15 protein-coding genes are annotated in these 20,326 nt (G+C 53.3%); all 15 read right to left on the bottom strand.

Annotation, left to right across the window (positions count from 1 at the left end):
• Positions 1-26: 26 nt before the first annotated feature.
• Entirely contained in the window at positions 27-233 is a 207-nt protein-coding gene (locus GPK89_RS11210; RefSeq protein WP_215693191.1) for an antitoxin PHD, read from the bottom strand.
• A 64-nt stretch (positions 234-297) separates the two neighbouring features.
• Complete coding sequence (locus GPK89_RS11205; RefSeq protein WP_215693189.1) at positions 298-1,017, bottom strand: CAP domain-containing protein; 720 nt, start codon at positions 1,015-1,017, stop codon at positions 298-300.
• Positions 1,018-1,086: 69 nt separating this feature from the next.
• Positions 1,087-5,964 (bottom strand): N-6 DNA methylase, encoded by a 4,878-nt coding sequence (locus GPK89_RS11200; protein ID WP_252261648.1) that lies wholly within the window; start codon positions 5,962-5,964, stop codon positions 1,087-1,089.
• A gap of 1,532 nt (positions 5,965-7,496) precedes the next feature.
• Complete coding sequence (locus tag GPK89_RS11195) at positions 7,497-7,775, bottom strand: TnpV protein (protein WP_252261647.1); 279 nt, start codon at positions 7,773-7,775, stop codon at positions 7,497-7,499.
• 875 nt (positions 7,776-8,650) lie between these two features.
• A complete protein-coding gene (locus GPK89_RS11190; RefSeq protein ID WP_215693185.1) occupies positions 8,651-9,226 on the bottom strand; it encodes a YodL domain-containing protein in 576 nt (191 codons plus the stop codon).
• The gene (locus GPK89_RS11185) at positions 9,226-9,630 is read right to left on the bottom strand and encodes a DUF3846 domain-containing protein (RefSeq protein ID WP_215693183.1); all 405 of its coding nucleotides are present in this window, start codon (positions 9,628-9,630) and stop codon (positions 9,226-9,228) included. Before GPK89_RS11185 ends, GPK89_RS11190 begins: the two co-directional genes overlap by 1 nt.
• A gap of 12 nt (positions 9,631-9,642) precedes the next feature.
• On the bottom strand, positions 9,643-10,587 hold the full coding sequence (locus GPK89_RS11180; protein ID WP_215693181.1) for a ParB/RepB/Spo0J family partition protein: 945 nt from the start codon (positions 10,585-10,587) through the stop codon (positions 9,643-9,645).
• Positions 10,544-11,350 carry a ParA family protein gene (locus GPK89_RS11175; protein ID WP_215693179.1) on the bottom strand — a complete coding sequence of 269 codons (807 nt, stop codon included), beginning with the start codon at positions 11,348-11,350 and terminating at the stop codon, positions 10,544-10,546. The genes GPK89_RS11180 and GPK89_RS11175 overlap by 44 nt, the downstream gene beginning before the upstream one ends.
• A gap of 11 nt (positions 11,351-11,361) precedes the next feature.
• Positions 11,362-12,297, bottom strand: a complete 936-nt coding sequence (locus GPK89_RS11170) for a DUF3991 and TOPRIM domain-containing protein (protein ID WP_215693178.1) — start codon at positions 12,295-12,297, stop codon at positions 11,362-11,364.
• A gap of 707 nt (positions 12,298-13,004) precedes the next feature.
• Complete coding sequence (locus GPK89_RS11165) at positions 13,005-13,181, bottom strand: hypothetical protein (protein ID WP_215693176.1); 177 nt, start codon at positions 13,179-13,181, stop codon at positions 13,005-13,007.
• A 31-nt stretch (positions 13,182-13,212) separates the two neighbouring features.
• Positions 13,213-16,059, bottom strand: a complete 2,847-nt coding sequence (locus tag GPK89_RS11160) for an ATP-binding protein (RefSeq protein WP_215693174.1) — start codon at positions 16,057-16,059, stop codon at positions 13,213-13,215.
• Positions 16,060-16,634: 575 nt separating this feature from the next.
• Entirely contained in the window at positions 16,635-17,423 is a 789-nt protein-coding gene (locus GPK89_RS11155; RefSeq protein WP_215693172.1) for a TPM domain-containing protein, read from the bottom strand.
• Between the two features lie 16 nt (positions 17,424-17,439).
• The gene (locus tag GPK89_RS11150) at positions 17,440-18,516 is read right to left on the bottom strand and encodes a Trm112 family protein (RefSeq protein WP_215693170.1); all 1,077 of its coding nucleotides are present in this window, start codon (positions 18,514-18,516) and stop codon (positions 17,440-17,442) included.
• On the bottom strand, positions 18,516-19,004 hold the full coding sequence (locus GPK89_RS11145; RefSeq protein WP_215693168.1) for a hypothetical protein: 489 nt from the start codon (positions 19,002-19,004) through the stop codon (positions 18,516-18,518). The genes GPK89_RS11150 and GPK89_RS11145 overlap by 1 nt, the downstream gene beginning before the upstream one ends.
• A complete protein-coding gene (locus tag GPK89_RS11140) occupies positions 19,004-20,326 on the bottom strand; it encodes an SPFH domain-containing protein (RefSeq protein WP_215693166.1) in 1,323 nt (440 codons plus the stop codon). The genes GPK89_RS11145 and GPK89_RS11140 overlap by 1 nt, the downstream gene beginning before the upstream one ends.

Below are 20,326 nucleotides of genomic sequence, written 5' to 3'. Positions count from 1 at the left end.
GGCTTGGGTGACATGAATGTTGTATTTCATCTGCGCTCCCTGCGGTGGCGCAAATCAGCCATAACATCGGCAAAGGGGCGCGTGTTCCCGGCTTCCACGTCGGCAAGACCCTCTTGCAGCTTGTCGCCCTTACCGTTTTTGGTAATAAAGACCGGCTCGTTGTAGGCATGGCAGTAAGAGGAAATGTCATTGTAGTTGTTTCTCAGATCTGCGCTGGAACGAATGTTCGGCATAGATAGCACCTCTCTTTCATACAGAAATTATATCATAATTTCTGTATGAAAACAAGTAGGAGTTTTAGTTGAAGGTGACAGTCCAGTAGGTATACTGCCCCTCGGCGGTGGAGCAAAACCAACAGGCCACACCCATGCTCGTAAAGCTGGCGTTGGTGATGTTGGCATAGTGGGCAGGACTGTTCTGCCAATAGCTGCATACGCTGCTGGCTGAGCCGATAGGACCGGCTGCGCAGATTTCGCTGCGGGTGGTCATGCCGCTGTGGTCGAACGCACCGCCCGCGACAAAACTTTCGCAGCGGGCATCTGCCGCTGCGCTCAGCCCGCCGTCCATTGCCAGCGGGGAAAGTCCCGCCGCCGCACGGATGGCGTTGATGTTCTCCTGCACGGCCCAATACGCAGAATCGGAACTGTCGATGCTCCACCATTGCTCCGTACCGGCTGCAAGGTTGAACGGCACCGCACCATAACTCATACTAACCTGTGCCGGAGTGGCGGCTACGGTTTCCTCCACCGGGGCTTGCGTGGGTTCTGCGGTGGGGACTGCCGTAGGCTCTGCTGTCGGCGCGGGCGTGGGGGCCTGTGTCGGTTCGGGTGTCGGCGCAGGGGTTGCTGTCTGCGCAGGTTCGGCGGTTGCAGCAGCTTCCACCGGCCGCGCAGTTTCTTCGGTGGCCGGTGAGATTTCCACCAGTGCAGCCGGTTCAGCCGCAAGAGTTTCATCCGCTGCCGCTGCACACCCGGACAGCGCCAATACTATGCCCAATGCAACAATAGATTTTTTCATAAAAACTACTCCTTTCATCCTTGGGGTGGTCGCGTATACGATTGGTCTTTCTGCCTTTAATCATAAAATTTATCGTTCCTCCTGTCCACGCTGTCGATTGTCGGTCTGACACTGTTGTTCCGGCTCGGTATCGGTCACAATGTCTTTGTCGTTCATGTTCAGCAGTCCCTCCAGCACCGCAAGACGCTTACTCTTTTCAGTCAGTTCCGTTGCCTGTGGAAATGACCGCTTGACTTCTTCCTCGGCGCTGGCAAGCTGCTGTTCCAACTGGATTTGCATATTGCGGGTCTTTTCAATGCTCGGTTCAATACCATTTGCCAAATTGGAAAGGCGTGTCAGATTGCCTAGCACATCAGCTCCCAGCTGAGTGCTATATGTACCAGAGCCAACCAACCTTGCATGGTATTCGTTGCCAAAAGGTAGATGTTGGATTTGCAGTTCCATACCCTTGAAATACCCGATAGGTACGGGCTTTTCGCTATTCAGTGCCAAGCCCAGCAGACCTAACAGGGCTTTCCCCGCAGGTTCTTTTTCGTAGTAAACTTTCTTTTCCAACTGGATACAGAAAACATCTTTGCCGTCCGCATCCACTACGGAGTGTTCCTTTACGGTGGCGGCGTCTACCGTGGCATTTTCAATCTGTTCTTTGCATTTTCGGATTTCAGCCGGGAAACCGATGGCAATTTTATTCTCCAGTTCATACCGTTGGCTGTCATGGGCAGCTTTCAGTGTTTTAAGACGGGTCAACTGCACGTCCAAGTCCATCTTTTCCTTGATAAGCGGATTGCCAGCCGCCAATGCTTTTACCTCGGCATAGGACAGTGCAGCCTCGTCCATATCATTGCAGCTGCGAGCAGGAGATTTTGAGGTCATGATCTGCCCGATGAATTTTTGCTTATTCTCGATAAGCTGCCACGAGTAGGCATCAAATGTACCTTCGGTGACATAACGGAAAACATAGACCTCCTTATTTTCATTGCCCTGTCGTAATATTCTGCCCTCACGCTGCTCAATATCAGATGGCCGCCACGGCACATCCAGATGGTGCAGCGCCACAAGACGCTGTTGCACATTGGTGCCAGCTCCCATTTTGGCCGTGCTGCCCATCAGCACACGAACTGCACCGCTGCGAACTTTTCCGAAAAGTTCCGTCTTGCGGGCATCGGTGTTTGCTTCATGGATGAAGGCAATTTCTGTTTCGGGGATTCCGCGTTCGATCAGCTTTGCTTTCATGTCATCGTAGACATTGAAAACGCCAGCCTTGGGCGTGGACAGATCGCAGAAAACAAGCTGCGCACTGCGTTGGGGCATGGTCTGCTCCCATATCTCATAAATTTTGCCCACACAGATATTGACCTTGCTGTCAGGATCATCGGGCAAGTCGGGGTCGATCAAGCGCTGATCCAGCGCCAATTTGCGTCCGTCGTTGGTGATCTTCAGCATATTGTCCTCATAGGGCTTTACCATTTTATTGCGGATTTTGTCGGCCCGTTCGCCCAATTCCGCTACCATCTGTTTTTGTATTTCAGAGGGCTTTAGCTGGATGTTGGTCGGCTTGCCGCCCACAAGGGCAGGGACAGGCAGTTTCAGCATATCTGCTGTTTGAATGTCAGCGCATTCCTTGAACATTGCCATAAGTTCCGGCAGATTGAAAAAACGAGCAAAGCGCGTTTTTGTGCGGTAGCCGGTTCCCTCCGGCGCAAGTTCGATGGCTGTGACGGTTTCGCCAAAGGTGGCCGCCCAACTGTCAAAGTTTGCAAGGCCGTTGCGTTCCAAGGTGTACTGCTGCAAATAGCGCTGCATGGTATACAGCTCGGTCATGCTGTTGGAAATGGGGGTGCCCGTGGCAAACGTTACGCCCCGCGCCCCGGTGATTTCATCAAGGTACTGGCACTTCATAAACAGGTCACTGGCCTTCTGGCTCTCGGTGGTGCTGATACCCGCGATGTTGTGCATCTTTGTAACGGTCATGAGGTTCTTGAAATTGTGTGCTTCATCGACCATGAGGGAGTCTGCACCCAGTTCCTCAAAAGTCACCACATCATCCCGCTTCGGGGCGTCCAGCAAATTTGACAGCTTGGTTTTCAACTGCTTTTTCTTACTTTCCAACTGCTTGACGGTCAGACGGCTGTCGCTGTTGTCCATGCTCTCCAACTGCATCTCCAGTTCGTCAATTTGCTTGCGGATAAACTCGGCTTTTCTGGCATCGGAAAGTGGAATCTTTTCAAACTGGCTGTGACCGATTACCACAATGTCATAGTTGCCGGTGGCAATTTTGGCGCAAAACCGCTTGCGGTTCGTTTTTTCAAAATCACGCTGCGTTGTGACTAAAATGTTTGCGTTGGGATACAGTTTCAGTGCTTCACTGGCAAACTGGCCTGTCAGATGGTTTGGCACGGCAACAAGCGTTTTACTGCACAGGCCCAGCCGCTTTTTTTCCATTGCGGCGGCAACCATTTCGTAAGTTTTACCCGCGCCAACCACATGGGCCAGCAAGGTGTTGTGGCCGTACAGGATGTGGGCAATGGCATTGCGCTGGTGGGGCCGCAGTGCGATTTCCGGGTTCATGCCGAAAAACTGGATGTGGCTGCCGTCGTACTCACGGGGGCGGATGCAGTTGAACTTTTCATTGTACAGCGCTACCAAACTTTCCCGGCGTTCACGGTCCTTGAAAATCCAGTCTTTAAAAGCATCTTCTATCATCCGCTGCTTGGCCTGTGCTTCTTCGGTGGCAGGACCATTGAGTTTATGCTGCTCCTTGCCGTTTTCGTCATAGATTGTATCGTAAATTTTGGTGGCCCGCAGGTTGAGTGCGTTCTCCAACAAATGATAGCCGTTGATACGTTTTGTGCCGTAGGTGTTCGTGACGCGGATATTATCGTTGCCCTGGCTCTTGTTGGAAATATACCAGTTATTCAGGTATTCATTGTAACGGACAGCTATTTTTTGTTCGCGGTAGGTTGACTGAAAAAGTTCATCGGCAAACTGCTTGATGATTTCCGGCCCGATCCATGTGACACCCAACCGAACCGTTATTTCGCCCGCCGTCAAGTCCTTGGGCTGCACCTGTTCCAACGCTTCTACATTGATGCGGAACGCCGGGTCTTGGTCGGCTGCAACATGAGCAATACGCAGCTTTTCGCGTACATTGCCGGATAAATACTCATCCGCCATAAGGTAAACAGGGCTGCCGTCCTCCTGTTTGCGGAAAGGCTCTACAAAAATAACGCCCGCCAGTTCCTTAGCAAGCGTCGCTTCATCTTTCCCGGTAAGGTGCATCATGTAGGGCATATCGACCTTGGCACGTTCCCCGATGCTCAGTGCCAGAGCGTCCGATGCCGTGTCGGCGTGGTCGGGTATCTGTGCAGAGCGAATAGTTCTCTTGGTGAACATATCCGACTTGCTGATAAAGTTTCCTTTTTCATCGACATTTTCCAGTGAACACAGCAAATAGTAGCTGCTGTCATCCCGGAAAGACAACTCCGCGCTGCGGCTGTTGATTAGGCCGTGCTTGGCGCGGAAGGCATTATACTGGCGGTTAAGCTGGGCTTGCAGACGGTGGATTTCCTCGTCCGACAAGTCCTGCAACTGCGCATCGATCAGAGAGCGGGTGGTATCGCGCAGTTCCACCAGTTTGCGGATACGCTCGGCAGAGGCTGCGTTGGGATTACACTCCCGCATGACTGCGCCTTCGCGGTAATAGATTTTATCGTCCTTTACCGTGTAGCTGAAATTACGCACAAAGGGATCGGCATCAATGTACTTGGTGTCCTCGCCGCTTTCCTCCTGTATGGAAATTTCGGCTTTTGTCAGCGTGGCGGTCAAGTGCTGCATAGCAGTGTCGATTTGCGTTTCCAGCAACGGCTTTCCGAAACGGTCCACCGCATCGGGGTCTATTGGCTGGCAGGTGGAAGTCGGGCCATACGGACCGGCGACTATCTCCATTCTGCCGCAAATCATTTCAGGGTGCTCCACAAAGTAGCGGTTCATGGTGATGCCGTTGGCATCTTCTGCAAGGTGCAGCCAAGGCTCGTCCTGCTGGCGCAGCGTATCGCGCTTTTGCAGAAAAATTACATCCGTCATAATTTTAGTGCCGCTGCCCTTGAACGCATTGTTGGGCAAGCGCACCGCACCGATCAGGTCGCAGCGCTCGGCAATGTACTTGCGGGCGCGGTCATCCTTTTTGTCCAATGTGCCGCTGGAGGTGATGAACGCCATGATGCCGCCGGTGCGCAGCTTGTCGATGCTCTTGGCAAAGAAATAGTCGTGAATGGGAAAATGCAGCCGGTTATACTGCGGGTCATTGACTTGGAAATTGCCGAAAGGGACATTGCCAATAACGCAGTCAAAATAGTTGTCGGGGAGAAGCGCATTTTCATAGCCGGTTACTTGGATATTGGCCTTTTGATATAGCTGCTTGGAGATGCGACCTGTGATGCTGTCCAATTCTACGCCGTAGAATTTGGCATCACTGCTGCCAAAATGTCCGTGTGCGAGAAATGCGCCTGTGCCCATGCTGGGTTCCAGGATTTTGCCGCCCTTTACGCCGAAGCGCTCCAGTGCGCGGTAGATGGGGTGGATAACGGTGGCGGGGGTATAAAACGCCGTCAGGGTGCTGCTGCGGGCAGCTTCATACTCAGATTCAGACAATGCTGCTTTCAGCTGGCTGTACTCGTTCGACCATGCACTTTTGTTCGGGTCGAACGCATCCGAAAGCCCGCCCCAGCCCGTGTACTGCGCTAAAATTCTCTGTTCATCCTCAAAAGCAGGGCTGCCGCCGTTCGCTACGCGCTGCTCAATTTCTTTCAGCTTTTGGATAGCGGCAATGTTGGCTGCAAACTTTTCGCGCGGTGCTGTCGGCAGGTTGTCCAGATAAGGGGCTTCATAGGTAATGGGTTCGCGGTGGTAAGGTTCATCTTCTGCCGAAAGCCGTTCTGCGTCCGCCATAACCTGCGCCACAAAGGGGTTGGGTTCTTCGATGACTTCGCCCACGATGGGTTCGGCAGTTTCTTCCGGCTGCTCTTGGCGGCTTGGAACTTCCGGGGCGGATAGTGCTGCATTTTTGGGGTTGGCCGCAAGCAGCCGCGCAAATTCTTCATGGCTGACGGCACGGCCTACCAGCGGGAAACTTTCATCCCGCAGATGAATGTTTTCTCTGCCGATTTCCTCGACGGTAAAGGGTCTGGCATCTTCCAGATAAACCGTACTGCCGATAGTTACAGGTGATTTTTCGACTTTTCTTGTAGTCGGATGATGCTTTTCAAACTCTGCTTCGGCGGTATTGATAAAATCCGAGAAGGCGCTGTTTTCAATGCCCTGCGCAGCAAGCTCGTGGTTATCTTGGAAGTAGTCGATATGGACAATGTTACCGTCAACCTCATAGCGGATTTCGTTCCGCAGAAGATTGGCATACACTTGGATCTCGTGCTCATCGTCCTCGGTGGTAGAGTAAGCAAACTCCACGCGGGTCAAGTCGGAGAAATTCGGCTCGTTTAGCCCCTCATTCTCGCAGAAATCCGCGATAGCGTGTTTTGCATGAGCGAGTGCGGCATCGTTCGCTGCACGAGCGGCTTGCTGTTCTGCTGCCCATGCCTGATAGGTAGCTTTTTCGGCATCGGTCAGATACTGGTCGTTGTAAACCAAAAGCCGTAGGCGTTGGGCAACCTCTTTCCACTTCAAAACGCGGCGATACTCGCCGTCCTCTGTACGTCGGGTGATCTCAAGATTTTTGCCCATGTGGTCAAGAAAGCCATGCCCACCATCACGGAAGATCCATGTGCCGCCGCCGATGCCGTATTCTTTTTTCAGCCAGCGGGCTTGATCTTCCTCGATAGGAAGTACCTGTGCAGAGAGATATTGCTGAATGCGAAATTTGCTATCTTCAAACCCGCCGCCTTTGCACAGTGCATCGGTAATGTCCTGCTCGGAAATATACTTGCCGGATGCGTCAATGATGGGCTTGTTCCACTTTTTGGCTTCTGCCGCAAGGTCGATATTTTTTGCTTGCTGCTCATGGCTCGGCAGCCCTGCCTTTTCAGAATCTTCGGGAGTAAGAGTAAGCTGCTCCATCTGCTGCTGCACGGGTGCTGCCTTGATGGGAACCATCAGACGCCCTTGCTCGATAAGGTCAGCAATCTTTGCGGCAACAGCATCCCATGTCAGATTGACCTGTGCTGTTTTGGTAAGATAGTTGCCCTCCCAAAGTTCAAGGTACATATCATGCCGGATAAAACCCACGGTATGGTCATCCACGAACAAATATGTATAAATTTGCTTGTAACAGTGCTTGCAAAAGGCGCTGCGCTCGGCAAGGTCGGGATGCTCATTGAAATATTCCAGAATAGCCGCATTGTCGGCACGGCTGGAGGAGTCCTTCGCCAGCAAGCCTAGAATCAGTTCATCGCTCAGCGGCGGCAAATCAGAAATGGGCACAGAAAAAGCGGAGGGCGTGGTATCGCTCTCCGCTTGGGGTTCTTGTGTTACAGGCTGTAAATCTGCTGCATCGCCAGTTCCTCGGCTTGGGCCTGCAAGGCGTTCATCCACTGCGTCCAGCCCATCGGGTCGGTCTGCCGGTTCGGGGCGGTGCTCTGCTGCATCAGCGTCTGCATCGTCTGTTCGATTTGCCGATGTACTGCGTTGTCCATCTCCACCAGATGCGGGTACAGCGTTCCCTCCAGCATCATCTCGTCGAACACCATCGGCGCGTTCTCCAGCAGGAATTTCCGCCGCAGGCTGCCGTACTTGCCGATTTCCGGCATCGGCGGCTCGTTCAGCGTCAGCGCCGGGATTTGGTAGCCGTTCACCATCATGTACTCCATTGTTGACCTCCTTGTCATCGGTAGTTTTCTCTTGCTTGCCTCCATAATAGCGGACTTTTTCGGCGCGTGCAACACTGTCGATTTCTCTCGTGATGCTGCCGATCTGCTGCATGAGAGGCCGTGCCGCCTGTTGGCAAGCGCTGCCCAAACACAGAGCAATGCGGTTTGTGTCAAACTGGTTCACAGACTCAAGGGCAGACAGGTCCAGCCGCGCAGTATCCACGCCGCACCGCAGCGCGGCCATATACAGACAGCTTTGGGTGATAAGCTGTAAAAATTGCTGCCGCTGTTCGTCCGGCTTGGCCCACTGTAAGCTGCTGCCGTCTATGGCTTTTCCCAGTGCGGTTGTGAACATGGCGCTGCGCTGGGCAACGCAGGATGTAGAGAGCATGAGTAGGGCGCTCTGGATGCTGTCGGCGTGATTATCCGCTACGATTTTATCCCAAACAGGCCGCCAGTTCTGGTCTGTAATGACCCACGGCAGCGCTTCGGGAATCTCTGCGCGGGGGATGGTATCGGAAATGTCAAACAGATACCGCAGCCGGGAAGAATTGGCGCGAGTGTCAAATACCGCGATACCGTGTGCGCCGCGCTTGACCCAGCGACCCGCATTATTATTCCAGTAAGCTATGTCGGCCACGGCTGTGGCGGTGGGGCTTTGCTCGTGAATCAAAAGCTGGTTCGGGAAACTATAATTATAAGCAATGGCCGCTGTCCGCAAAAATGCTTTCCAGCAGTCACTGCTCTCCGTGACGGCTTGCAGTTGCTTTTTGGCAAGCGCACGGATATTTTCGTATTTTGCCATAGGCTGCTCCTTATCGCTCGTGCTGTTCTGCTTTTGACGGTGTGGCATTTTCAAGTTCCGGCAACAAGTTATCTACCTGCTTATACCCAATCGGCTGAACATAAAAAGCGTGTGTCTCGTTATCTTTGTGTGTCACAATAATATCGCTGACAGAGACGGAACGCATAGTTTTGGCGTTTGGACGGTCATCCCGATTATGCCGTGAATAAATGCTGTCCAGCGTTTCCCAACGCTCCATCTGCCCCTTGTACACGAGTTCGTAGTCCTTTGCTCCGGCAGCGAGCCTAGCAGGAGAATACTCCATAAAAACAAGGTCTCGCCTGTTAGTTTGATAGATTTCATAAGGGATTTGCACTCGCTTTTCGCTGCGAAATCCCCACGGAAAATAGGTGTCTGAATCAAATTGGAGTGGCTCATCCAGTTCATCTGAGAATACAACCGGTGTCACTGGCCGCCCACAATCCAAGGAATCCAGAATTTCATCCTTGAATTTTTCCACGCTTGTGTAAGGAACGATTTCACCGATCATCCCGCCCGCACCGAGATATTCGATGTAGCCGACTACTTTATCTGTCTTTTCTTCCATTATCTTTCCAACCTTTCCCAAAAAGATAGTTTGTTCCCGTAGCGTTCATCCTGCGGGCGTACCTTTGCGGCGGGCAGTTCACCGCTTGCCATATCTTCGACTTGCGGTAGAAAAAGTAGACGGCTGTATCGGTCTGCTTGGTCTTTGGATAAGCCCACGACTTTATCACCATTTAGCCCGCAGATGAGAAATCGCCCGCGCACGGTAATTCCCTCGTCATTGACCTGTCTGTTATATTTCAGTCGGCTTTGGGCTTTGCTGCATATCAGCCCGATGCGAGGTGTGCCAAACGGTTTTAGAATTTGGCTTTCACCCTCGATTACCTCGGAAACCGCAGTCGCCGCACTGGAAAAACCCGCTTGATAAGGGCAGTAGCTGGGTTCAACAACTAATAATCTCGTCATCGGTGTCCCCCCTCATCTGCTGCCGTGCTGGTGGGCGCGGGCATAGTTTTCCAGCAGTTTTACGATAACCTGCTGCATCTGGTCGCTCGTAAATCCTTTGGGAAAATAGCGCTCAACTTTAGCAACTGGAATCATAAGCTGCGGGTCACGCGGCTTTACACTTGGCGGTTTGGCGGCCATAATATGCTGGATTTTTTCTAGTGTCAGTACGCTTTCCTTGCTGGCCTCCTTGAGTTTTTGTGCTTGTGACAGTGAGGGAGTACAGCCCTCGGATTCCATGTAAGAGAGGAAGTCCTCTTGTTCTTCGGGGGTAAGGTAGCTAAGTTCTACGGCGGGAGTGGTTTTTAGCTTGCCATCATCCACCATTTTCATAAGTTCGGGGGTGAGTTTGTTCAGACGGATGAAGCGCTCCACTTGGCGGCTACTGTCACCGGCAGTTTCGCCAATGATTTGCGTACTTCGGTTTCCAGAAAAATGTGCGCCAAGTTGGCGCACATTTTCTTTTGACGGTCTACCGAGCTTTCTGTTGATTGCCTCCAGCTTCATTTGGTAAGCCTTGGCCTTTTCGCTCGGTAGAATATGTTCCCGCTGACAGTTGCTATCAACCATCAGAATAATAGCAGTATCGTCGTCCATATCACGTACAATGCAGGGCATAGTTTCCACGCCCGCCCGCTGGCTGGCATGACAGCGGCGGTGGCCCGCTACAATTTCATACCCACCATCTTTCCGAGGGCGGACAATGGCAGGGGTCATAACGCCGTATTCTTTTATACTGTCCACCATTTTGTCCATTTCGTCATCGTCACGGACTTGAAAAGGGTGATTCCGAAAGGGATGCAGTTCCGTCAGCGGCAAAATTTGAATTTTCTCCAGCTTTGCATCCTGCCTCTCCTGCTCACTCGAAAACAGATTATCGAGCGAGGGCAGATTGATGTTGCTGCCGTACTCTCTCATTTTCCGTCACCTCCTTGGCAAGCGCTTTGTATGCCATACTGGCTGGCCCGTTGGCATCGTAGGTCAGCACGCTATGTGTACTGGCAGCGCTTTCTGCCGTGCGCGTACTGACCGGGATTTCTGCACGGTAAATTTTCAGCGCGTGACCGTAGGCGCTGCGCAAGGCAGCACATACATCTTTGGATAGGTTGGTGCGCTTGTCCACCATCGTCAGCACAATGCCGTCAATATCCAGCCGGGGATTGATACGGCGCTTTACTTGGTTGACGGATTTGAACAGGGACACCAGACCTTTGAGGGCGAAATGCTGCGCCTGCACAGGAATCAATACCCTGTCAGCCGCAACAAGCGATGCTACGGTGATGATGCCCAGCGAGGGCATACAGTCGATCAGGCAGTAATCATATTTGTCCTTGAACGGCTCCAGTGCCTGTTCCATGATTTTCTCGTGCGCCATAACGTTTACAAGGCTCACTTCCATATCAGACAGACCAATGTCGGAAGGAATGAAATCCACCTTTTCTTCATGGTGAATTACCACTTCTGGCGGCTTTTCGTCCTTGATAACGGATTCCATTAGGTCGCTGATTGTTGCGCCGTTTTCGGTGCCCTCATAGCCGAGATAGCTGCTCAAATCGCCCTGCGGGTCGGCGTCCACCAACAGCACCTTGTAGCCCATAGCCGCCAGTGCTGTGCCGAGGTTTACTGTGGTGGTCGTTTTGCCCACACCGCCTTTTTGGTTTGCAACTGCAATAGTTTTCATGTTCCGCTCCTTTACCGTTCCATGCTGATAAGTCTACGAGCCGCCAGCAGATAGTCGTTATAATCCTTGCCTATGGCCGGGGGCGCGTCCTGTACGATATATCCGCGTTCTGCAAGCTGTTTCGCAACAATTTTTGTGAAGTTTCGTCCGGGGTCGTCACGGTCAAAGCAAAGCGACACGCGCTTTACTTCGGGATGCTGCTGCAAAAAGTAGTCAATCGGCTGATGGTTCAACCCGCCCAGCGCCAAGTAGTGGACGCTGCGCCACGGGGAATCGTGTTTGTACTGCCGCAGCGTTGCGCCGGACATGGCATCAATGGGGGCTTCGTAGATTTCCACGGTATCGCAGTTTTCTGATTCGGCGGGAATCAGAAAGCCATACTGTTTTTGGCTGCCCGCGACATCTCCGCGAAAGCTGCCTTGACAGCCGCGCTGAAAAGCAGAGCGCGGTACGCCGTTTTCATCTTTGCCCACAAAAACGCAGTTGCGGTAGTTGCCGCGCGTAGTTTGGTATAGGATTCCACTACCCACACAGTAGCGCAGCACTTTCGGGCTGATGCCACGGTGCATCAGATAGGCCGTTGCAGCTTCGGCGTTCCTGTCCGCAGGCGGCAGCACAAAGGGGCGGGATGTCTGCTGCTGCACAGGTGCTGCCTTGGCCGTCTGAACAGAGACCGGCATCGGTGTCATTTCGTTCAGCAACCGTACCGCTGAGACAAAATCCATGCCCTCGACCTTTACCAGATAGTCGAGTGCATTGTTGCCACCCTTGCTCTGCGAAAACCAGTGAAACAGCCCATTTGCGGGCGTGATAACAAGGCTGCTGTGCGTCTTGGTGCAATACTCCTTGTCCGTTTTGCGAACCAGTTCGCCGGGGTGATAGGTTTGAAGATACTGCATCACGCTGATACGCCGCGCAGCTTCGATATTTTTCTGATATTTGCCCATGATGACCTCCGATTTTTGAAATAAAAAAGCACCTTGCCTGTGGACAGGTAAGATGCTTATAAGAACCGATATTCTCTTTTTCAGTTGGCTGTTTCTTCAGCCAGCTGGAGAGGGGGTGTGGGGGAGAGGAACGCGCCGCGCCCTATTCCTATAAAAAGATATAGTTTCCCCTTGGATGGTTGATATGATGTGACATAGTGGCAGAATGGCATTTCTTAAATAATAGCGGGTCGCCAAACCGTTAGATAGTAAAAAAATGTCCGCTATTGGGTACTGCCGTTTTTTATGTGCCTCTACTTTCCGAATGCGTTGTTTTTTGTCTGCCATTTTTGAAAGATTGTCCACAAAGCGAGAATGATTTCTCAACTACGTTGGTCTGCCAGATTTCCAATCGTAAGTACGTCCGAAAATCAAAAATTATATCGTGGATGGGTGCTTTTTCACTAAAAAAGGCAGGAAATAAGTTCCTTGAAATTCCTAAAAAATCCACCAAGTTCTTCTCACTTGGGCCGACTCAAAATCCGTTGGTGGTGACACCGTATGGGTTCGACCCCCATCACCGGCATTCCTTATACCTAAGCCTTTTAGCGGCTTAGGTATTTTTTGTGTGGCAGACAAGATTTAGGCTTGTCTGCCATTTTGTCTGCCACTTTTACCCCAAATGGCAGACAAAACGGATTCAATCTCCGCTGGGCTTGTCGGTTCTCTCAAGCAATTTTTTGCTTGGGAGATTTCTTTTTTTCGGGAAGTCCGCCAAGGTTGATTTTGCTGGCAACCATGTTCGCGGCTTCCATTTTGCTGTCCACGTCGATGTGGGCGTAAATGTTGGCCGTAGTGGAAAAGCTGGAATGCCCCAGCCACAGCTGTACATCGTCTGGGGTCACAAGATGCCGGCACCGTAACCTTCTGTCCGCATCAAAGGTATTTCCGCAGGGTCGGCACAAGAACGCTCATATCGATTGGCTTTGCGATATGGTCGTTCATCCCGGCGTCCAGCGCCACCTGTTTATCTTCGGAAAATGCATTTGCCGTCATAGCGACAATGGGGATATTCGCTTTTGGGGGATCGTCCATTCTACGTATCACTTTTGTCGCATCGTAGCCGTTCATCACGGGCATCTGGACGTCCATAAGAATCAACTGATAGGTTCCGTCCGCAGCTTTTTCCAGCATATCCACACATTCCACGCCGTCTTTTGCGCGATCTACCGTACAGCCTTCTTCCTGCAATAGCTCGGTGGCGATCTCCGCGTTGAGGTCGTTGTCCTCGGTCAGCAGGATCCTAGTACCGCATAGGCACTTTTGGTTCGAAGGATTGATCTCTCGTTTCGCCTGTGTTTCATCCTCGGACGCAATGCGGCAGGGAACGGTCACGGTAAACTTGGAGCCGACACCGATTTTGCTCTCCACCTCCACGGTGCCGCCCATCAGCCCGACCAGCTTTTTCACGATGCCCATCCCGATGCCGCTGCCTTCCACCTTGCTGACGGTGGACGTGCGTTCTCGTTCAAATGGCTCAAAGATACGCTCCTGGAACTCCTGCGACATGCCGATGCCGTTATCGGCAACCGTGACCACCATATCGCACCAGCCCTCTTTTTCGCCGGGCTTCTGCGCAGCATCGCAGCGGATCGTGCCGCCGTTTCCCGTGTATTTGACGGCGTTGCTGACAAGGTTTGTGCAGACCTCGGTCAGGTGCGGAACATCCGCATAGATATACGGGTGCAGCAGGTGCGTTGTCACTGTAAGCGTCTGCCCCTTGCTGTCTGCCTGATTCTGGAACATCGCAATGCAATTGCGGAAATCCTTCTCGACATCCGAAACCGAATACTCCATCTCCGTCTTATCGTTCTCGATGCGGGCAAGGTCCAGCACATTGTTCAGCAGCATCAGCAGGTTCTGTCCGCACACCTGGATGTTCTCCATGTATTTTTCCAGCTTGGCAGGCTTGTCCGAATGTCGGGCGGCAAGGTCTGCGTAGCCGATAATCGCGTTCATGGGCGTGCGGATGTCATGCGACATATTGAACAGGAAGGTGGATTTGGCGCGGTTCGCGCTCTCCGCTTTTTCCGCCGCGATCTGCAATTTTTCATTCAGCTCCTGCGTGTCGTTGGCGGCTTTCCTTGCGGCAGCTTCGGCTTTGCGCGCCTTTTGAAGCAGCTTCAGGATCATAAGTAGGATTACTGCCACAAAAATGCTGCTGACCAGCAGGACCATGAAGAAGTTGTCCCTTATAAACTCGCCAAGGGTAACCTTCCGCGCGGCGCTTTTGTACATCGCCAGCGCGCCGGTAAGCATATTGGCCGGCATCGCCTTGATCGTTTTGTTCAGGATGGACAGCAGGATGCCGTTTCCGCTGTTGACCGCAAAGCAGGATTTGGCAGGATTTGGCAGCGGAACGCTGTAAAAGTCGTATTCCTTGCTGTAATTTTCCTGGCTGCTGACCCCTGTGACAAAGCAGTCCGCCTGTCCGTCCTTGACCAGCTTTGCCGCATCCTCCGGTGTGGCGCAGTCCACGATCTCCCACTGCGGATAATAAACCGCAAGGTACCTTGTCAGGGAGAGCTTGTTTTGGGGAACGGCAACGCGGTTCGCTTGATTTTCGTTAAAGTGCTGTTTGTTCGTGACCGCCATCATATTGGAGGTCCACGTTGTGTTGGTGCAGGCAACGCGATACTCTTCCGCCAGATTGGGACTCTGGTCGAAATGGAAAACCATGTCGATCTCGCCTGATTTCAGCGCACCCAGTTCCGCTTCTTTGCTGTCATACCCGACCATCTGGAATTCCAGTTCCTGATTTCCCAGACAATCCTTGGCAAACTGAATATAGTCCGTGATTGTCCCGGTAATCTCCCCGGTGGCAGGGTCACAGGTGCTGACGCCGCTGTCACCCGTCAGAAAGCCCATCCTGATCGCACCGTGCTCTTTGAGCCACGCCTTTTCCTCTCCCGTAAGGATCGGGGTATAATCCATCGAGAAATACCTTTTATAGAGATCCGCCGTATAAAAAGGATCAGCATCCTCCAACACGCGCATCGCATTGTCCAGTTCTTCCTTGATATCCGCACGGTCTTTGTTGATTGCATAGTAGATGTCGGAGCTTCCCACGCAGGTTATAGTCGAGATGCCAAGGTCCGCCCAGAAGGATTCTTCCAGCGAAACAAAGCAGTCGATCTCATGGTTTGCCAGCTTTTGCTTCACATCCTCTTTGTTGGCGATGTTGACGTGCTGCGTTTTCAGGTCGTATTTTTCTTCCCATTCGGTCAGCATAACCTCCGGCTCGGTTCCCATCGGAACGCCGATCTTTTTGCCGTTCAGCGTTTTGTAATCGGAAGCGGAGATATCTGCGCGCGAAAGATCGGCGTAGAGGTAATCTTTTTCCTCCCCCATCGGCTCGTCCGAAAACAGCATCTCCTCGGTGCGGTCCGGCGTATAGGAAATATCGCCCATAATGTCGATTTCGCCGTTTTTGAGTTTTTCAAAGCAGTCTGACCAGTCGCAGGTCACATACTCGAGCTGCCAGCCTGTATAGCCGGATAAGGTCTGCAGCAATTCGTAGCCGTAGCCCTTTCTTATGCCCTTCTCGTTGACATAGTTGAAGGTGTCCCCAAACGAGCCGACACGGACGACCTTTGCAGGGGCGGTTTCTGCGGCAGCCTTCACAGGGAGCGCGGCTGGCAGCAACAGCAGCAGGCACAGCATCGCACAGATGCTTTTCCATGTCGGGGTCTGCATGGCTTTGCACGTTCCGGAGTTTTTCATTCTTTTCCATCTTTCTCCGCTGATTTCAGGGAGAGCATGGAAGCACCATCCCCGTCAGGTTGTCAGCAGCGTCTTTGAACAGTTTATACCTATGAGTATAATATGTATTATAGCATTGCCGCAAAATCGTTTCAAGATTTTTTTCGTTATTTCGTTATGCAGATATAGAATTATAACGAACGGTTGAGCCGGTAGGATAAGCAAGTTCTTAAAGGATACCTTATCGGCAAAGCCCCAACAAAGGATTGCGAGCAAGCATCTTTCATCTTCATTACCTGCCCTGCCGTTACCGCTTGGGAGAGCAGGTCTTTGATTTTGGCTGCGATATAATGAACGGGGGCTGTTGCACATCCCCCAAAAAAGAAAGACCGAAGTAAAAGCCCAAAAAGGGCTTTACAACTTCAGTCTTTTGCTTTAAGTTAACAGTTGTGAAAAAAGAGACTCAAAAGCAAGAACAGCATATCGAAATTTTGGAAAAAGGTCAACAGTTAAAATTTCGGATGCCAACAGAAATAAGAATATCGAAACACAACGCGCTCTATCAGGCAAGCATCCAGCTTGAGGAACTGTATGGTTTAGAATTTTCCGCCCGAGCTTCCGCCGAAGCCGTCGCTGTCGGTACTCGAGCCGCTCGAACTGTCGTCCTTGACCTTGACGGGGTCGTATTTTTCAGTCTCGGTGGTGTGGGTGTAGGTGTCCTCCACCACGGACAGGGCCAGACCCTCGGCGGGCATATAGGCGTTGGCGTGCGTCTGCTCGTTGGCAGTTTTCATCTGCGCATAGAAGATGCCGCAGACGATGCCGGCTGCAACCAGCGGGATGACAAACACAAACACCCACTTGACCCACCCCTTGGCGGGGTCGTTGCCGCTGTCCAGCGGTGCACCCTTTTCGGCATAGAAATCCAGCGTGTCAGCGCACATTTCTATGTAGGTGTCGGAGGCCTTGTAATACGATCCGTCCGAGAGCATCGGCACGATCTTATCCTCGATCTGTGCAATGCGGTAGTCGGTAAAGGCGGTCACACCGCCGCCGTAGGTGATGGTAACATAATCACGGGAATCCAGCGCAATCAGGAACAGGATGCCGCTTTTGCCGTCGCCGTAGCCAAGGTCATAGTTGCGGTACCAGTCCTTGGCAAACTCGCGCACGTTCTGCCCGCCGATGTCAGACACCGTCAGCAGGTAGACGTTGACACCGTGTCCGGCACTGGCGTCCTGTGCCTTTTGTTCCAATTCAGCGGTCGCTTCGGGTTTGAACAGCTCGTAGGTGTCCATCACCAGCGGCATTTCGGCAAACGCCGGCACGGCACAGAGCAAGCACAGCACCAGTGCCGTAAGCAGAGAAAACAGTTTCTTTTTCATACTCTGTTTCCCCCTTTCAAAGCAGGAATGCAAGCAGGATCATCAGCGGAACACTGATGCCCGCGAACCAGGCGGCTACCTTTCGCTTATCAACTGGCAGATCGCCGACCAGCTTGCCAGTCTGCCCATTCATAGCGAACAGATAGTCCTTGCCCTGCCACTTGGTGTGCAGCATCCAGACGGGCAGCAGCGCGTAGTGCTTGGCGGTGTAATCAATGCTGATGTTCTCGCTCAGGGTGCTTACACTGTTGTAGCCGGTAATGCTGGCCGAAAGCTCGCTGCTGACCGAATTCTGCATACGGCTGTGGGCGCGGGCCTGGCAGGTGTCGGCGTCCTCGTCGTATTTGTCGGCCATATAGCCCGGCAGGAATGCTGTCGAGAAGGGCTGGAAGGCGCGGTAGTCATACGGCTCAATGGCGTCCATGTGGCCGTTGGGCATCTTGGTCGAGCCGTCCACCGGAACGCCCATGAACTGCGTGGTACCGGCGCGGCGGACATCATAGTGCTTGGTCGTGGTGATGACGTAATCGCCGCTGCGGTGGCTGGAGCTGGTCGTGGCTTCATATAGGCCCGAGCCGGAGGCGTTGGCATCGAACAGCCAGAACGGGACATACACGCCCTTGATCTCCTCGATATGGTTCTGCGAGGAGAAGGCATTGGGCAGGAAACGCTTCCCGCGATAGTATTTTTTCAGCGCGGCCTTGGCGGCGTTCTTATCCAGCACAAACGGCAGGACAAGCTCAGGCCGCTGCATACCGCTGAACTGCCCCGCAATGACCGTTGGGTTGCCGCAGTACGGGCAGCTTGTCGCGGCGGTCGTCTCGTCACAGATCAGTTCTGCGCCGCAGGACGGGCAGGAATAGCTGCGCAGCCCGGCGGCCTCGTTTTCGCTCCAGACGGAGTCGGGCGGCGGTGCCTGTTTACTCTGTGCCGCGGTTTCGGCAGCGGCTTCTTTTTCAGCATAGAGCGCTTCGATCTCAGCAGTATCGTAGCTGCTGCCGCAGAAGTCACACACCAGCTTTCCGCTGGCACCGTCAAAGTGAAGCGGACCGGTACAGGCAGGGCATTGGTAGTTGGTAAGCTGCGTTGCCATTATGCGTCACCTCTCTTTCCTTCGGTTTGCAGCTGCCCTGCCAGATCCTCCAAAAAATCACGCAGGGCGCTGCGCGTATTGCCATCGGCATCCAGATAACGGTAGATGATCTCGTCATCCGGGGCTTTGTAAATCAGGCAAACGCTATTTAACGTTTCATCGGTAATAAATAAGCCAGGAGAATTTTTCTTTTCGTCCGGCAGGCTTTCCAGCCCCAGCTTTTCTGCCAGAGCCAGGGCTTCTTGCCAATGGGTGTCCTCAACAGGGATATTTTCCAGTTCCACCCATTCATCACCCTTGTAATTGCAGCTGAAAAGGCAGCCGCCAGCCGGGTCGTTTCTTATGCTGAACCCATAGGTGTCGTCATAGCACATACCGGAATAACTGATGCTGATACCGGTCAGTGTGCCGGGCGGTGCTTTTTTACAGCCGGACATTGTCAGAAAAGCGGCTGCGGCGCAAAGCACCGCAGCAATTTTTTTGCGCATCACTGGCCAAACGGCTTACCGCACTCCGGGCAGAACTTGGGCGGATGGGCCGGGTCAACCGGGGTCCAACCACACTGGCTGCACTTGGCGGGGGCCGGTGCTGGCTTGGGGTTGCCGCAGTTGCAGCAGAACTTACCGGTGTTGGAGGTGCCGCAGCTGCATACCCAGCTGCCGGCTGCGGGTGTCGGGGCAGGCTTGGGGCTGCCGCAGTTGGCGCAGAATTTTCCGGTGTTGCCGGTCTGGCCGCAGCTGCAGGTCCAGCCTGCGGGAGCGGCTGCCGGGGCCGGGGCGGGCTGTGCGGCGGCCTGCTGCTGGGCGCCCATCTGGTACAGGTTCTGGGCGTTCATACCGCCCGCCGCACCGGCCATATTCATGCCCATAAAGGCCATGGCGGGGCCTGCGCCCTGATTGCCGGCTGCGGTCTGCATGGCGCTGGCCTGTGCGCCGACAAGATGCGCAGCGGCGCGGGTCGGGTCCATAAAGGCTGCGTTGCGCTGCATTTCCTTGAGCATCTGCTCGTCTTCCTCGCTGGCCTTCACGCTGGAAACACCGAAGGATACGATCTCAATGCCGCGCAGCTTGCCCCACTTGGCAGAGAGCACTTCGTTGAGGGCCTCGGCAAGCTCCATCGTATGGCCGGGCAGTGCGGAATAGCGGATGCCCATATCGCTGATCTTGGCAAAGGCGGGCTGCAGGGCGGTCATCAGCTCGGATTTCAGCTGCCCGTCGATTTCATCGCGGGTGTAGCCTTCTTCCACATTTCCGCAGACATTGGTGTAGAACAAAATGGGGTTGGTGATGCGGTAGCTGTACTCACCGAAGCAGCGGATGGCAATGTCGATGTCGATGCCGGCGCGCTGATCCACCACGCGGAAGGGCACCGGGCTGGGCGTGCCGTATTTGTTGCCCACCAGCTCCTTGGTGTTGAAGTAGTAGATACGCTGATCCATCGGGGCCTCGCCGCCGAAGGTAAAGCGCTTGCCGATGTTCTGGAACACTGCGCCGATCGAGTCGGACAGGTCGCCGCTGAAGAGCGAGGGGGCGCTGCCGGTATCGTAGGTGTACTCACCCGGCTCGGCGCACATATCCACGACCTTGCCCTGCTCGACGATCATGGCACACTGGCCGTCGGCAACGGCCACGATCGAGCCGTTTGTAATGATGTTGTCGCTGCCCTTTGTGTTGGCGCTGCGTCCGCTCTGGCGTTTCCAGCCGCGGGTAGCCAACAGGTCAGCCGGCATGGCTTCACAATAAAAGTATTCCTTCCACTGGTCGGCCATAACGCCGCCAGCAGCGCCCATTGCAGCTCTGATAAGTCCCAT

It is taken from the genome of Gemmiger formicilis (assembly GCF_018784445.1).
Classification (GTDB): domain Bacteria; phylum Bacillota; class Clostridia; order Oscillospirales; family Ruminococcaceae; genus Gemmiger.
Note: the sequence above shows the minus strand (reverse complement) of the source record. Positions and strands in the feature narration are given on the sequence as shown.